Source organism: Alkalibacter mobilis (assembly GCF_015594845.1).
In the GTDB taxonomy this organism is placed as follows: Bacteria; Bacillota; Clostridia; order Eubacteriales; family Alkalibacteraceae; genus Alkalibacter; species Alkalibacter mobilis.
On the sequence record NZ_JADNRK010000003.1, the window covers coordinates 161,216 to 176,317 of the forward strand.

The following is a 15,102-nucleotide window of genomic DNA, read 5'->3' on the forward strand; positions in this document are numbered from 1 at the left end:
ATATGTTTCACGTGAAACATTATTTTAATAGAATTTCTGTCAACCTCTCCAGATCATCGGAATTGTAAAACTCAATTTCGATTTTTCCTTTATCATCCTTTTCATTGATTCTAACTTTAGTACCCAAATTTGACTGTATCTTTTCCTGAAGATCCCTTAAGAGTATTATTCTTCGGGGGTCTTCATTCTTTTTATGTTTGTCTTCAGGCTTTTTTAACTTCAGTTTTTGCGCCATTTTTTCCGCTTCTCTAACTGAAAGGCTACTTTTAATAATGGCATCGAGCAATACTTCTCTGTCCTCTCCTTCAACTGACAACAGGCATCTTCCGTGTCCAGGTGATATCGTCTCGTCCACTATCATTTTTCTTATCTTGACGGAGAGATTTAACAATCTCAAGGTGTTGGCGATAGAAGCCCTGCTCTTTCCTATTCTTTCAGAAATCTCTTGTTGCGTCAGGTCATACTTGTCGATCAAATCTCTATATGCAATTGCAGCTTCGATTTCATTCAGATCTTCACGTTGCAAATTCTCAATAAGCGCAAGCTCCATGATCTCCTTGTCGTCCAACTCCATAATTATGACAGGCACTTCCTTAAGTCCTGCCATTTTTGCTGCTCTCCATCTTCTTTCACCGGCTACTATTTGATATCCCTTTTCATGGGCCGTAACCACAATTGGCTGTATTATTCCATGTTCTTTTACAGATACGGAAAGTTCCTCAAGTTTTTCCTTGTCAAACTTGGTTCTTGGTTGGTTTTTGTTGGGAAAAACTTTGTTTATATCCAATTTGTTGATGTCCTTGTTTTCCGATTCTTTTTCTTCCGGGATCAGAGCTTGAAGTCCCTTCCCAAGTCCTCTTTTACTTTTCAAAGAGTATCACCTGCTCTCTTAATGAATTCTTGTGCGAGTTCCAAATACGCCTGCGCTCCTTTAGACTTGTCATCGTACTCAAGTATGGACATTCCATGACTTGGAGCTTCGGCAAGCCTTACATTTCTAGGTATTACGGTTTTATAAACCTTATCGCCAAAATAACTGCAAACTTCATCAACCACCTGCAATGACAGGTTCGTTCTCCCGTCAAACATGGTCAACAAGATCCCTTCTATGTGCAGCTTGTTGTTCAATCCTCTTTTCACGAGATTTATAGTGTTCATCAATTGGCTGACACCCTCTAAAGCGTAAAATTCACATTGTATTGGCACAAGCACTGAATCTGATGCTGCCAGCGCATTTAACGATATTAAACCCAATGAAGGAGGGCAATCTATAAATATATAATCGTACTCATTTTTAATTTCACCTAGAAACCTGCTCATTAATAATTCTCTATCTTTAATACCGGTCATTTCTATTTCAGATCCTGCCAGTTCCGGTTTGGATGGAATCAAGTCAAGATTTTTAAATCTGGTTTCTATTTTGACTTCACTGAAGTCAACGCCGTTTATCATCCCGTCATATAAAGAATATTCGAGCATGTCCTTGTCGATTCCAAATCCGCTTGTTGTATTTCCTTGGGGATCTGCATCCACTACAAGAATTTTTTTGCCAAGACTGGCTAGACTGGTACTGAGGTTAACGTTAGTGGTAGTTTTGCCGACCCCACCCTTTTGATTAAATATTGATATGGTTTTAGTCATTTTTACCCTCCAATGATTCATAATACTATTTTAACATTTATCCATGCAATATCAACGAAGATTTGATTGTTTCACGTGAAACATTAAAAAAACAGGTATCTCTACCTGTTTTTTTTGATTTTGATTTTAACTTCCAAATACTCATCCATATCCTTTTCATCATATGAAGCATCGATTCCCGTCTTTAAGATCTCATCGTATGCCCTTTTTATGGTATTAGTGTAGATTTTAAGATTTATAAAGCTTTTGATCCTCGCTTTTTTTTCCGGCGTTAGCTTTTCATCATAATTGTTGGTTAAAACCTTTTCTCTAATCCCATCAACAAGTTCTTCTGTCTTTTTTACGTTTAAATCGTGACCAACGATCTTCTTGAGAGCTTCCATTTGCAACTCTTCATCCGGTATTTTCAATAAAGCTCTTGCATGTCTTTCTGTGAGTTCGGTACTCAGTATTTTATCCCTTACCGGCTGGCTCAACTTTAATAATCTTAACTTATTTGCGATAGTTGACTGGGTCTTCCCCACTTTTCCGGCAATTTGCTCTTGCGTCAAACCATGCAGTTCCATAAGTTGCTTGTAACTTTCAGCTTCTTCTATGAAATCAAGATTTTCTCTCTGTATATTTTCAATCAACGCTATAGTTGCAGAATCAGAATCGACAATATCTGTTACTATTACTGGAATTTTCTCCAGTCCGGCTATTTTTGCCGCCCGTAATCTTCTCTCACCTGCAATCAATTCATAATTAGTTTCGCTGAACTTTCTAACTGTTATTGGCTGAAGTACTCCGTAACTCTCTATTGATTGAGCCAATCCTTCCAAGGTAGTAGTCGTAAACTTATTTCTGGGTTGATATGGATTAGGCTTGATATATTCTAAGGGCACATACTCTACTTTCATGTCTTCCATACTTCATTTCCCCCTCACAATGGCTTTTTTGCAGGAATTCCCTGTCTTCTGGGATATTTCTTCGGTGTCTCTTTGACTTTTTCAATATCTATAATATATCTTACTATTTGATCTTTTAATACTTCTACAGTTTTAATTTCTACCATTTTACCGCCCAATATTGCTACTGCCTTTTTAGCCGTTTCTACCTCTTCCTCGTACTTGGGCCCTTTTGAAGCTATAAAATGGCCTCCTTTTTTGACAAAAGGAATACAATATTCAGCCAGTACATTCAAAGAAGCGACAGCTCTGGAAAAAACCAAATCGTAATTTTCTCTGTTTGAAGCCTCTTGTCCCAAATCTTCAGCTCTACCGTGTACGAATTCAACACCCGATAATTCTAAAGTTTTTGAAGCTCTCTCTATGAATCTTATCTTTTTTTCTGTAGAATCCAGCATGGTCATTTTCCATTCAGGATGGATTATTTTTAATGGAATCCCAGGAAAACCGCCTCCTGTTCCAAGATCCAGAACTTTGAGTTCTCTATGGTCGTCTTTATACATCATTATCGAATCTATTATATGTTTATAAATAAATTCAACAGGATCGGTTATAGCCGTCAAATTCATGACCTTGTTTTCTTCCAGCACCATATTCATATATGAAATCAACTTTTCTGCTTGGTCGTCTGTCACGTTAATGTCTTTTTGGATCAATTCGCTTATCAACATCTCTTTTTCATTCATTGGCTTTTGAAGATTCCTTCCTTCTGAAATTTTCCATATAAACTAAAAGAACTGAAATGTCCGCAGGTGATACTCCGGAAATCCTTGAAGCGTGACCTATGGAAATCGGTTGGATCTTGGATAGCTTCTGTCTGGCTTCCAATCGCAGTCCATTAATTTTTTCATAATCGATACTTTCAGGAATTTTCTTCTTTTCAAGTTTTTTAAACTGTTCGACCTGATTCATTTGCTTTTTAATATAACCCTCGTACTTGATTTGTATCTCAACTTGTTCAATTACATTTTTTGGTAATTCTGGTCTGTCAGGATCAAATTTTTCGAGCTCAAAATAGCTCATTTCGGGTCTTTTTAATAATTCGTAAAGGGTAAAGCCCTTATTTGAAAAAGTACTGCTTTTGGCAGCAAAAAGCGCCTCTAAATCCGAATTTGGTTTTATTGATACTTTTTTAATGCGCTCTATTTCATTTTCGATCATTTTTACTTTAGTGGTAAATTTAAGATATCTTTCTTCTCCGATCAATCCAATCTTTCTTCCGATGTCTGTCAATCTTATATCTGCATTATCTTGTCGCAATATCAATCTGTACTCTGCTCGTGATGTCATCATTCTATACGGCTCCAATGTACCCTTGGTTACTATGTCATCGATCAGAACTCCAATATATGCTTGAGACCTGTCCAATATCAACGGTTCACTTCCCTTTAGTTTGCGGGAAGCATTGATCCCTGCCATCAACCCCTGTGCCGCCGCCTCTTCGTAACCTGATGTTCCATTTATCTGACCCGCAAAAAACAAGTTTTCGATAGTTTTAAATTCAAGTGAAGGTTTTAACTGTAAAGGGTCGATATTGTCGTATTCAATCGCATATGCCAAACGCATGATTTCTACATTTTCCATTCCTTCTACAGTTCTCAACATCTTTAGCTGCACTTCTTCAGGTAAACTTGAAGACATACCCTGTACGTATAATTCATAGGTATCCCTGCCTTCGGGTTCGACAAAAATTTGGTGTTTGGGTTTATCTGAAAACCTGACTACCTTGTCTTCTATAGAAGGACAATACCTTGGTCCCACTCCCTGTATGTCTCCGCTGAAAAGAGGTGAGAGATGTAAATTGTCCTTGATCACCTGGTGGGTCTCTTCATTGGTATACGTAAGATAACATGGTATTTGGTCTATTTCCAACTCGTCTGTTTCAAATGAGAATGGTACTATATTTTTGTCACCTTCCTGGATTATCATCTTTGAAAAATCTACACTTCTTTTATCTACTCTAGCCGGAGTGCCGGTCTTGAATCTAAGGAGCTTGACTCCGTTTTCAAACAAGCTGTCCGATAATTCATTTGCTCCAAATAATCCGTTGGGACCACCGTCGTAGCTGGTATTTCCGATAACGATCCTGGATTTGAGGTAAGTTCCAGTGGTCAGTACGACTATTTTTGATTTGAAAATGGCTCCAGTCTTTACGACGACTCCTGTCACCTTCCCATCTTCTACTTGAAGACTTACAACCTCATGTTGCTTTATATGAAGATTATCCTGCTTTTCCAATGTCATCTTCATTTCCTTTTGATACATCAACTTGTCTGCTTGAGCTCTTAAAGAGTGTACAGCCGGACCTTTGGCAGTGTTTAGCATCCTGCATTGTATCATCGTCTTGTCGATGTTTTTACCCATTTCTCCGCCTAAAGCATCGATTTCTCTTACCAGATGCCCTTTTCCCGTACCTCCTATGGACGGATTGCAGGGCATTAGTGCTACAGAATCCAAATTCAACGTCAATAGCAATGTCTTATGGCCCAATCTGGCGGCTGACAATGCACTTTCACAACCTGCATGACCTCCACCAACAACGATTATCTCGTAATCACCTGCTATATAATTCATATCAGCACCTACTTTCCAATACAAAATTTACTGAATATCTCATCCACTATGTCATCTGCTACAGTTTCGCCGGTTATTCTTCCCATTTTATCCCAGGCATTCTTTATGTCTACCGACAACATCTCCACCGGAATATTTGCCTTTATTCCTTCCAAACCTTCTTCCAAAGATTTTGATGCCTCTTTTAAGAGATTTATATGTCTTATGTTGGAAACCATATCGTAAGATTCGGAATCTATCTGAGATTTGGTTATATTTTCATATATTTTGTTCCTCAGGTTGTCTATGCCTAATTCTTCTATTACCGATATTTCCACGACTTCCATGTGTGATTTTTCTTCCACTTCTTTTTTGGATATTATGACATTTTTCTCGACTTTGTTTATTGCAACGATACCCTTTTTATCTTTTGCCAATTCGAGGAGCATTTCATCTTCCGCATCCAGAGGTCTTTGTCCATCCAGTAAAAGAATTGCAAAATCACTCTGGGCAAGAATTTCCTTTGTCTTTGTAATTCCTATCTTTTCAATTATATTTTCCGTTTCTCTAATGCCAGCTGTGTCTATAATTTTTAAGGGTATGCCTTTTATACTTATATATTCTTCGATGGTATCCCTGGTCGTTCCTTCGATTTCAGTCACGATGGCTCTCTCTTCCCCCAAAAGCATGTTTAACAAGGACGATTTGCCCACATTGGGTTTTCCTACGATTGCAGTTTTTATTCCCTCACGGATTATCTTCCCGCTCTCAGATGAAAGTATCATCTTGTCTATGCTCTCTTTAATAAGATTTGTCTTTTCCCTTATTATTTCATACGACATTTCTTCTATGTCGTACTCAGGATAGTCTATTCCCGCCTCGATATATGCCAATATCTCTATCAACTGATTTCTAATGGTCTTTACTTTGTAAGAAAGGCTTCCTTCCAGTTGTTTGACCGACATCTGAAGACTTTTTTCAGTTTTGGCATTGATCACGTCTATTACAGCTTCTGCTTGTGAAAGATCCAATCTACCGTTTAAAAATGCTCTCTTTGTAAATTCGCCGGGCTCCGCTATTCTGGCTCCCTTTTCTACGATCAATTCCAGGATCTTTCGCACAGATATCATGCCTCCATGACAATTGATTTCTATAACATCCTCTTTTGTATAAGTATTTGGACCTAGCATTTTTGAAACCAGGACTTCATCAATAACTTCGCCGCTTCCATCTATTATGTGTCCGTATATGATGGACCTGTTATCATAGTCGTCAAAATCTTTCTTTGTTTTTGTCTTAAAAATTTCCTTTGTTATTTCAACGGAATTTTCTCCACTCATTCTGACTATGCCTATGCCTGAAAATCCAACCGGTGTAGATATGGCAACTATAGTATCTTCCAAATAATTCATTGTTTCACCTTCTTAATATCATTAAAGACCAGCCTTTTAGCTGGTCTTCTTCAAATCGATAACTACTTTTCTAAAAGGTTCTTCACCTTCGCTATATGTGTAAACCTTGCTATTATTTTGCAGAGTTGCATGGATTATTCTTCTCTCATAAGGATTCATAGGTTCCAAAACAACTTTTTCTTTGTTTCTCTCAACTTTTTTGGCTAATTTTTTTGCTAACTCCACCAAAGTCTGTTCGCGCTTTTCTCTGTAATTTTCAGTATCTATAACGACTCGTACATACTCTTGAGTATCCTTATTCACGACGAGACTCGTCAAATATTGGATCGCATCCAGAGTCTGACCTCTTCTTCCGATCAATATTCCCATGTCTTCGCCTTCCAATGTAATACTAAGATTTCTTTGCTCCAACTTTACCTTGCAGGTTGCTTCCACGCCAAATTTATCAAAAATCTGCTTTAAAAAATTTACCGCTTTCTCAACAAAATCTTCTTCTTTAACAAAAACTTCAACTTTTGCCTTTTTTGCTCCAAAGATTCCCATAATACCTCTTGAAGGAATTTCCAAAACTTTTGTCTCAACTTGGTTTCTGGTGGCTTTTAGTTCTAAAAGTGCTTTATCAATAGCTTCTTCAATGGAATTGCCTTCGGTGACAACACTTCTCATTTACTATTCCCCCTTTTTAAAACCGATACCCTTCTGCATTATCAGCTGTTGTACGTACGTTAAAATATTTTGAATTATCCAGTACAGTCCCAAACCTGACGGCAATGTCCATGAAACAAATCCTATCATAAGAGGAGATATTATTTTCATGGATTGAGTCATAGCCTGTGCCTGATTGTTCCCTCCTGCACCTTTTGACTGACCTCCCAGATTGGACATGCTTGCATATGTAGTCGCAGCTGCCAAAATAGGTATTATATGCAATGGATCCGATACACTCAAATCAGCCAGCCACAAAAAAGATTTGTCTATGGTCGCAAAAACTTCCGGCGTAAACACGTATTTTGCGGGTTCTCTCATAACACCGAACAATCCTATGATTATCGGAAATTGGATGAGCATGGGGAGACAACCACCCATTGGATTATAATTATGTTTTTGATACAACTTGATAGTTTCATCGTTTAATTTTTGTTTGTCATTTGCATATTTCTTTTGCAAAGCTTGGATCTCAGGCTGTAATTTGTTCATTTCCTGCATTGATTTGTTTTGCTTTATCGTTATAGGCAAAAGCATCAGCTTTGCAAATATCGAAAACACAACGATCGCTACACCGTAATCCTGTACTATAGTGTATATCGTATGCAGAATACTTCCAAAAAAGGTATATAAAATCGACATCTCTTTCCTCCTGGAAATTTATTTTTCTTACCTTTATTATTATGCTAAAAGGACTCTATTTCAAAGGGTCATATCCCCCTGGATTGAATGGGTGACACCTTCCAACTCTTTTGACGCAAAGGAACAAACCTTTGATGGCCCCATACTTTTCTATCGCCTTAAGGCAGTACTCCGAGCATGTCGGATAAAAACGACAAGTTTTAGGCAGCAACGGAGATATGGCCTTCTGATAAAATTTTATCATTAAAATAAATATTGTTTTCATTTATTTACCTAATAAACATAATTTCACTTCAATTTTCTTAGAAGATGTTTGACCGAACCCTCAATAGTGTGAAAGTCCAGTGCCTCACATCCCTTTCTTGCAATGAAGATTATGTCATATCCTTCTTTTACCATCGATTGGTTCAATCTGTATGATTCCTTTATCAATCGCTTAACTCTATTACGGGTAACACTGTTTCCAATCTTTTTACTTACTGTAATTCCCAATCTATTCATTTTCAGTTGATTTTCGATGTAATACATTACAAGGTTCCTGTTTGCAGTAGATTTTCCCTTCTCATATATCACTCTGAATCTTCTATTATTAAATGAAGTGTTTTTCATTCATTTACCGGCCTTCCCTCAATGTTAGAAAAAGGCCACTCAAACGCGGCCTTAAGCTGATAAACGCTTTCTTCCTTTTCTTCTTCTATTGCTCAAAACTTTTCTTCCGGAAGCAGTTTTCATTCTTTGTCTAAAACCATGCACTTTGGATCTTTGTCTTACTTTTGGCTGATAAGTCATCTTCATTACCAACACCTCCCAACACCTGATATTTATATTAAACAGTACTTTCCCTATAATGGATTTACCATAAAATTATATATGCAATGAGATTGCATGTCAAGAATTATCCACGTTTTGAGTTTCAATAGAAAATATTTTTAAAGTTTGACTCAATATAATTGTTGATAAATCACTCCTCTATCTGCTATTATATAAACAAGTGTTGATAACTTCAAGTTATTATTATGAACATATCCACAATATATTGATAACTTGTGGATATGTAGCACTAATTTGTTTATAAAAAGATCATCCAGCCTATATTTATCGCATTTTGCGTGTTAATAAATTTTATCAACATCTGTTTGTTAAATGGATGTTGTTATTTGTTTTGATGGATTGTATACAAGATATAAACACTTATTTTCCTAATTAGGAGGCATTTTATGGATAACAATCTACAACATCTCTGGAACAAAACACTGGAAATAATCGAAGACGAACTTACCCAGGTCAGTTTTGAAACCTGGCTTAAACGGATCGAGCCACTTTCCTATAACGACAACACCATAGTTTTAGGTGTTGAGAATGATTTTACAAAAGGAATCCTTGAAGCAAGATATGCAATTTTGATAGGTAACTCACTCAAACACGTTACCGGTAAAAATGTTAGCGTAGATTTTGTTATACCTTCATCAAACAAGATGGAAAATCCTTCTCAAAACAATCCTTCACCAAACAGCTACAACAATGATTTATCATCAAATGGTGTAAATCTTGAAAACAGCAGCAATCTCAACCCAAAGTATACATTCGACACATTCGTTATAGGAGAAAGCAACAGGTTTGCCCACGCCGCTTCTGTTGCAGTCGCAGAGGCTCCTGCTCAAAGATACAACCCTTTGTTCATATATGGAGGGGTAGGACTTGGTAAAACTCACTTGATGCATGCTATAGGACATTATACCCTCGAGCAGTGGCCCAATAAAAAGGTAGTTTATGTTTCATGCGAAAAATTCACCAATGACTTTATAGATTCGATTCAAAACAAAAACAATATTTCTTTTAGAAACAAATACCGTAATGTGGATGTTCTTCTCATAGACGATATTCAATTCATTGCGGGTAAGGAAGGTACCCAGGAGGAATTCTTCCATACATTTAATGCTTTGCACGATGCAAACAAGCAAATAGTTATTTCAAGCGACAGGCCTCCCAAAGAGATCCCGACACTGGAAGAAAGACTCAGATCCAGATTTGAATGGGGTCTTATAACAGACATTCAAGCGCCAGATCTTGAAACTAGGATAGCTATCCTGAAAAAGAAGGCAAATACCGAAAAAATCGATATAAACAACGAAGTTCTGGGTTTCATAGCAAACAAGATCCAGTCCAACATAAGGGAACTTGAAGGTGCTTTGATCCGAGTAAATGCATTTTCCAGATTGACAAGTCAATCCATATCCGTAGACTTGGCTGCTGAAGCACTCAAAGACATAATTTCCGCCAAAAAACCCGATATTATAACTGTTGACCTTATCAAGGAAGTTACAGCCAAATACTTTAATATCGAAGTTGAGGATTTTAATCTTAAAAAGAGAACTAAATCCATAGCTTATCCAAGGCAGGTTGCAATGTACATTTCCAGGGACATGACTGATCTGTCACTTCCTAAAATAGGAGAAGAATTTGGCGGAAGGGATCATTCCACAGTCATTCACGCAGTTGACAAAATAACGAAGGAAATGGAAGAAAATTTCGATTTTAAAAATCTTATCAACAGAATAATGAAAGACATCCGAGGAACCAATTGATTTTTGCCTGTGGACAACATTGCGGTTTTCAGAGATTTGACACCAGCTTTATCCACAGCTTGTCAACCTCCACTTTTCAACATTACCATGTGGATTACCTACTTACCAACAAATCCACAGCTCCTACTACTACTATTACTATTTAAATATATAGATATATATAAAGAAGGGGATGATTTTCAATGCTTTTTTCAACTGATAAAACGTCTTTGGTCAACGCTGTAAACACAGTCCAAAAAGCTGTATCAAACAAAACTACACTTCCCATACTGGAAGGAATTTATTTTGAGGCTTCAGACGGTGAGATTTTCTTGATGGGCACCGACATGGAATTGGGAATTAAAACAAAACTTGAAGGTTCCGTAATAAAAGAAGGCAGCACTGTATTGTCAGCCAGGTTGATCAGTGAAATTGCCAGAAAACTTCCGGACGACCAAGTGACCCTTGAAATCAAAGACAACAATATAACTAATATCACATGTCAAAAATCCAAATTCAATATTCAGGGTGAATCGGGAGAAGATTATCCTAAAATGCCGGATATAATAGGTGAAAAAAATGCTCTTATACCGAAGGAGCTTTTCAGGAGCCTTATAAAAGAAACCTTGTTTTCAGTTGCCAAAAGCGAGAATATTCCTATTTTGACGGGTGAGCTCCTTGAAATCGAAAATGGAGAATTAAGACTTGTAGCCCTTGATGGATACAGGCTTGCTCTTAGAAAAGGACAGATCGACCAAGGGATAGATATAAAGGAAGTCATTCCTGAAAGGACAATGATGGAAATTTACAGGCTTTTGTCAATGAAGGATGAGGATGTTTACATATCCACAACAAAAAATCAGGCATTATTCACCATAGGTGAAACCAGCATGGTATCCAACCTTCTTCAGGGTGAGTATATCAACTACAAACAGATAATACCTGCAAACAGCACTACAAATGTAAAAGTAAACACCAGCGAGCTTCTATCGAGTTGCGAAAGAGCATCACTGATGGCAAGAGATGGAAAAAACAACCTGATCAAGATGAATTTTTATGACGGCATTTTGGAAATCCAATCAAATTCAGATATGGGAAACCTAAATGAAAAGATAGACATCGAGATGGATGGAGATCCACTTAAAATTGCTTTTAATTGCAATTATTTCATAGATGCATTGAAAGCTATAAGTGAAGAAGAGATCATGCTTGAATTTACCACTGCGGTAAGTCCATGTGTTATAAAGCCAACTGACGGGGACTACTTCACATATCTTATCCTGCCGGTAAGATACATAGAGCATTAAATAATTTTGAGGACGGGGAGTAAAATGAAAGAAATACCTGTTTCTATAAATACGGATTATATAAAATTGGATCAATTTTTGAAGTATACGGGTTTGGCTGATAGCGGATCGTTTGCAAAAATGTTGATAAAAGACGGAGAAGTACTCGTAGACGGTGAAGTATGCCTTCAAAGAGGAAAAAAATTATACCCGGGATGCAAGGTGACAGTAAAAGATACGGAAGAAATCTTTGTCGTTAAAAAAGAAGAGGAATAAAATGTACCTTAAAAAGTTAAAATTTTCCAACTTTAGAAATTATACGGATCTGGAAATAGAATTGGATCCCGATCTAAACTTGATTTTGGGAGAGAATGGTCAGGGCAAAACAAATCTTCTTGAAGGTATTTATTTTTTAGCCAGGGGCAAATCCTTCAGAAATCAAAACAGGGATCTTGTAAATTTTGAATCTGAAAAATCCTTTGCGGAAGGATTTTTTTTCAGGGAAAGATTGAATAATTCAGACACTGTGAGAATTTCAATAGACAAGAATTCTTCCAGTGAAACCACGGGAATTTCAATAAACAGAAACAAGGTAAAATCAAAAAATGATCTCGCAGGAAAGTTTTTTATTGTCGATTTTACTCCAGAGGATCTTTCCATAATACGTGAGGGTCCTGAAAAAAGAAGACGATTCATAGATAATGAGATGCTAAATATAAAACCTGTGCACGGTAGTCTGCTTAAAGACTATAACAAGGTTTTAAGACAGAGAAATGAGCTTTTGAAAAACATATCAAGAGATCAGTCCCTGAAGAAAACTGCTTTCATATGGGACGAAAAATTGGTTGAGCTTGGTATAAGGGTCATTGTCAACAGGATAGTATTCATGCAGAAATTAAACAGGATATCTAAAGAAATACATACCAATCTAACAGATGATAAAGAGAATCTTAAACTTTATTATTATTCAAATCTTATCAGAAACAATGACGACATCGAGAATTTGGAAAAAATATTCAGGGAAAAGCTTGAGGAAAATTTCAAAGAAGACTTAAAAAAAGGGTACACATCCATCGGTCCACATTTGGACGACATAAAAATCAACATAAACGATATGGATGTCAAGACATATGGATCTCAAGGACAGAAGAGGACTTGCGCATTGTCTCTAAAACTGTCGCAAACAAGGATAATAAAAGAAGAAACCCATGAGGATCCGATCATTCTTTTGGATGATGTAATGTCCGAGCTTGATCCAGGAAGGCAACAGAGAATAATGGAGCATTTCAAAGACAATCAGGTGGTAATTACATCGACCGAAATTAATTTTTTAGATAAACTACAAAATAAATCGAAAAAAATATATACTGTTAAAGGCGGTAAAGTGATTTAATCCATCCGCTCATGAAAATTTTAAGACTGGAGGACATTGATATGTCAGATAGCAATAAATACGGTGCCGAACAGATTCAGGTTTTAGAGGGTCTTGAGGCTGTAAGAAAAAGACCCGGTATGTACATTGGAAGTACCGGTACAAGGGGTCTGCATCATTTAGTTTATGAAATTGTAGACAATAGCATAGATGAAGCTTTGCAAGGGCATTGCGACAATATTAAAGTGACGATCAACAAGGACAACTCCATAACGGTAGTTGACAACGGTAGGGGTATCCCCACTGGGATTCATCCAAAATTAAAAAAATCAGCCGTTGAAGTTGCCTTGACCATGCTCCACGCAGGAGGAAAGTTCGGTGGTGGAGGATATAAGGTTTCAGGAGGTCTGCACGGAGTAGGTGTTTCCGTTGTTAATGCACTTTCCGAAACATTGACAGTTGAAGTCAAGCAAAACGGTCATGTATACGAACAGAATTTTGAGAGGGGAAAACCCCTTCACGAATTGAAAATCACCGGGGATACAAACCGTACCGGAACTACCATAACCTTTAAACCTGATCACGAAATTTTTGAAGATCTGGAATATGATTTCGACATACTGGAACACAGACTGAGAGAATTGGCATTCTTGAATAAGGGTATCAGCATAGTATTAAAAGATGAAAGAGAAGAGAAAAGGACTGAAAAGTACTGCTATGACGGCGGAATAGTATCTTTTGTAGAATATCTTAACAAAAACAAGGATCCGCTTCACGATCAAATAATTGGATTTGAAAAAATAAAAGACGACATAATAGTCGATATTGCCATGCAGTACACTGATGGGTACTCTGAAAATATTTACGCTTTTGCGAACAACATTAACACCACAGAAGGCGGAACCCACTTAAATGGTTTTAAATCTGCATTGACCCGTACTATCAACGCTTATGCCAAAAAGTATAATTTTCTGAAGGGATCTGACAAAAATCTTTCAGGAGAAGACGTGAGGGAAGGTCTTACAGCTATCGTCAGCGTTAAGATTACAGACCCTCAGTTTGAAGGTCAAACTAAAACCAAACTGGGCAATACAGAAGTAAAAGGAATAGTTGAAAGCATAGTAAACGACAATTTCTTCGCATTCCTGGAAGAAAATCCAAATGTCTCAAAGACAGTCATTGAAAAGGCGCTAACTGCAGCCAGGGCGAGAAATGCCGCAAGAAAAGCCAGGGAACTGACAAGAAGAAAAAGTCTTCTAGACAACACCGCATTGCCTGGAAAATTAGCTGATTGCCGGGAAAAGGATCCTTCTCTTTCGGAGATATACATAGTGGAGGGCGACTCTGCAGGGGGTTCGGCAAAGCAGGGAAGAGACCCTAAAAACCAAGCGATACTCCCTTTGAGGGGAAAGATTTTAAATGTTGAAAAAGCAAGACTGGACAGAATTTTAAATACAGAAACCATACGATCCATGATAACTGCTTTCGGTTGCGGGATCGGAGAAGATTTTGACAGGGATTCTGCAAGGTATCACAAAATAATCATTATGACGGATGCCGATGTTGACGGTGCCCATATAAGAACGCTGCTTCTTACATTTTTTTACAGATACATGAGGGGTTTGATAGATGAAGGATTTGTTTACATCGCACAGCCGCCTCTTTACAAGCTTCAAAAGGGAAAAAGAGTGGAATACGCTTATTCCGACAAGGAAATGAACGCTTTGATGGATGACATGGGAAGAGATTCCAACATAGGCATCCAAAGATACAAGGGTTTGGGTGAGATGAATCCAGAACAGTTATGGGAAACTACCATGAACCCGGAGACCAGGACCTTGTTGAAGGTAGAGGTGGAAGATGCTATACAGGCAGATGAAATTTTTACGATCCTGATGGGGGACAAGGTACAGCCGAGAAAAGAATTTATAGAAAGAAATGCCAAAAAGGTTAAGAACCTTGACATATAGGAGGTTATCA

Annotated in this window: 16 protein-coding genes; 5 read left to right on the forward strand and 11 right to left on the reverse strand. The window is 37.5% G+C overall.

All coding sequences use genetic code 11. The features are described from left to right. Nucleotides 1-19: 19 nt before the first annotated feature. The 11 genes from IWB18_RS02895 to rpmH form a co-directional block, all read right to left on the reverse strand. A complete protein-coding gene (locus IWB18_RS02895) occupies nt 20-871 on the reverse strand; it encodes a ParB/RepB/Spo0J family partition protein (RefSeq protein ID WP_195682095.1) in 852 nt (283 codons plus the stop codon). Then, nucleotides 868-1,641, reverse strand: a complete 774-nt coding sequence (locus IWB18_RS02900) for a ParA family protein (protein WP_195682096.1) — start codon at nt 1,639-1,641, stop codon at nt 868-870. Before IWB18_RS02900 ends, IWB18_RS02895 begins: the two co-directional genes overlap by 4 nt. Before the next feature lie 101 nt (nt 1,642-1,742). Continuing rightward, nucleotides 1,743-2,549 (reverse strand): nucleoid occlusion protein, encoded by an 807-nt coding sequence (gene noc / locus IWB18_RS02905; RefSeq protein WP_195682097.1) that lies wholly within the window; start codon nt 2,547-2,549, stop codon nt 1,743-1,745. A gap of 14 nt (nt 2,550-2,563) precedes the next feature. Further along, on the reverse strand, nt 2,564-3,274 hold the full coding sequence (rsmG, locus tag IWB18_RS02910; RefSeq protein WP_195682098.1) for a 16S rRNA (guanine(527)-N(7))-methyltransferase RsmG: 711 nt from the start codon (nt 3,272-3,274) through the stop codon (nt 2,564-2,566). Then, entirely contained in the window at nt 3,267-5,162 is a 1,896-nt protein-coding gene (gene mnmG, locus IWB18_RS02915) for a tRNA uridine-5-carboxymethylaminomethyl(34) synthesis enzyme MnmG (RefSeq protein WP_195682099.1), read from the reverse strand. The genes rsmG and mnmG overlap by 8 nt, the downstream gene beginning before the upstream one ends. Before the next feature lie 8 nt (nt 5,163-5,170). Continuing rightward, nucleotides 5,171-6,553, reverse strand: coding sequence for a tRNA uridine-5-carboxymethylaminomethyl(34) synthesis GTPase MnmE (mnmE, locus tag IWB18_RS02920; protein ID WP_195682100.1), 1,383 nt, complete (start codon nt 6,551-6,553; stop codon nt 5,171-5,173). A gap of 36 nt (nt 6,554-6,589) precedes the next feature. Then, a complete protein-coding gene (gene jag, locus IWB18_RS02925) occupies nt 6,590-7,219 on the reverse strand; it encodes an RNA-binding cell elongation regulator Jag/EloR (RefSeq protein WP_195682101.1) in 630 nt (209 codons plus the stop codon). 3 nt (nt 7,220-7,222) lie between these two features. Next, nucleotides 7,223-7,900 carry a YidC/Oxa1 family membrane protein insertase gene (locus tag IWB18_RS02930; protein ID WP_195682102.1) on the reverse strand — a complete coding sequence of 226 codons (678 nt, stop codon included), beginning with the start codon at nt 7,898-7,900 and terminating at the stop codon, nt 7,223-7,225. Nucleotides 7,901-7,955: 55 nt separating this feature from the next. Next, entirely contained in the window at nt 7,956-8,165 is a 210-nt protein-coding gene (gene yidD, locus IWB18_RS02935) for a membrane protein insertion efficiency factor YidD (RefSeq protein WP_195682103.1), read from the reverse strand. Nucleotides 8,166-8,188: 23 nt separating this feature from the next. After that, nucleotides 8,189-8,509, reverse strand: a complete 321-nt coding sequence (rnpA, locus tag IWB18_RS02940; protein ID WP_195682104.1) for a ribonuclease P protein component — start codon at nt 8,507-8,509, stop codon at nt 8,189-8,191. 51 nt (nt 8,510-8,560) lie between these two features. Further along, nucleotides 8,561-8,695 carry a 50S ribosomal protein L34 gene (gene rpmH / locus IWB18_RS02945; protein WP_195682105.1) on the reverse strand — a complete coding sequence of 45 codons (135 nt, stop codon included), beginning with the start codon at nt 8,693-8,695 and terminating at the stop codon, nt 8,561-8,563. Between the two features lie 422 nt (nt 8,696-9,117). Between rpmH and dnaA the strand changes: the two genes are divergently transcribed. From dnaA to gyrB, 5 genes are all read left to right on the forward strand, one after another. Continuing rightward, nucleotides 9,118-10,485, forward strand: a complete 1,368-nt coding sequence (dnaA, locus tag IWB18_RS02950) for a chromosomal replication initiator protein DnaA (protein WP_195682106.1) — start codon at nt 9,118-9,120, stop codon at nt 10,483-10,485. 182 nt (nt 10,486-10,667) lie between these two features. Then, entirely contained in the window at nt 10,668-11,771 is a 1,104-nt protein-coding gene (gene dnaN, locus IWB18_RS02955; RefSeq protein ID WP_195682107.1) for a DNA polymerase III subunit beta, read from the forward strand. Between the two features lie 24 nt (nt 11,772-11,795). Further along, nucleotides 11,796-12,026, forward strand: a complete 231-nt coding sequence (locus tag IWB18_RS02960; protein ID WP_195682108.1) for an RNA-binding S4 domain-containing protein — start codon at nt 11,796-11,798, stop codon at nt 12,024-12,026. Nucleotide 12,027: 1 nt separating this feature from the next. Further along, entirely contained in the window at nt 12,028-13,143 is a 1,116-nt protein-coding gene (gene recF, locus IWB18_RS02965) for a DNA replication/repair protein RecF (RefSeq protein ID WP_195682109.1), read from the forward strand. Between the two features lie 41 nt (nt 13,144-13,184). Further along, nucleotides 13,185-15,092, forward strand: coding sequence for a DNA topoisomerase (ATP-hydrolyzing) subunit B (gene gyrB, locus IWB18_RS02970; protein ID WP_195682110.1), 1,908 nt, complete (start codon nt 13,185-13,187; stop codon nt 15,090-15,092). Nucleotides 15,093-15,102: the final 10 nt, after the last annotated feature.

What these genes read in the sequence shown, in the direction of transcription:
- IWB18_RS02900 (WP_195682096.1), bottom strand. Translation starts at nt 1,641, where the DNA reads ATGACTAAAACCATATCAATATTTAATCAAAAGGGTGGGGTCGGCAAA.
- noc (WP_195682097.1), bottom strand. Translation starts at nt 2,549, where the DNA reads ATGGAAGACATGAAAGTAGAGTATGTGCCCTTAGAATATATCAAGCCT.
- rsmG (WP_195682098.1), bottom strand. Translation starts at nt 3,274, where the DNA reads ATGAATGAAAAAGAGATGTTGATAAGCGAATTGATCCAAAAAGACATT.
- mnmG (WP_195682099.1), bottom strand. Translation starts at nt 5,162, where the DNA reads ATGAATTATATAGCAGGTGATTACGAGATAATCGTTGTTGGTGGAGGT.
- mnmE (WP_195682100.1), bottom strand. Translation starts at nt 6,553, where the DNA reads ATGAATTATTTGGAAGATACTATAGTTGCCATATCTACACCGGTTGGA.
- jag (WP_195682101.1), bottom strand. Translation starts at nt 7,219, where the DNA reads ATGAGAAGTGTTGTCACCGAAGGCAATTCCATTGAAGAAGCTATTGAT.
- IWB18_RS02930 (WP_195682102.1), bottom strand. Translation starts at nt 7,900, where the DNA reads ATGTCGATTTTATATACCTTTTTTGGAAGTATTCTGCATACGATATAC.
- yidD (WP_195682103.1), bottom strand. Translation starts at nt 8,165, where the DNA reads ATGAAAACAATATTTATTTTAATGATAAAATTTTATCAGAAGGCCATA.
- rnpA (WP_195682104.1), bottom strand. Translation starts at nt 8,509, where the DNA reads ATGAAAAACACTTCATTTAATAATAGAAGATTCAGAGTGATATATGAG.
- rpmH (WP_195682105.1), bottom strand. Translation starts at nt 8,695, where the DNA reads ATGAAGATGACTTATCAGCCAAAAGTAAGACAAAGATCCAAAGTGCAT.
- dnaA (WP_195682106.1), top strand. Translation starts at nt 9,118, where the DNA reads ATGGATAACAATCTACAACATCTCTGGAACAAAACACTGGAAATAATC.
- dnaN (WP_195682107.1), top strand. Translation starts at nt 10,668, where the DNA reads ATGCTTTTTTCAACTGATAAAACGTCTTTGGTCAACGCTGTAAACACA.
- IWB18_RS02960 (WP_195682108.1), top strand. Translation starts at nt 11,796, where the DNA reads ATGAAAGAAATACCTGTTTCTATAAATACGGATTATATAAAATTGGAT.
- recF (WP_195682109.1), top strand. Translation starts at nt 12,028, where the DNA reads ATGTACCTTAAAAAGTTAAAATTTTCCAACTTTAGAAATTATACGGAT.
- gyrB (WP_195682110.1), top strand. Translation starts at nt 13,185, where the DNA reads ATGTCAGATAGCAATAAATACGGTGCCGAACAGATTCAGGTTTTAGAG.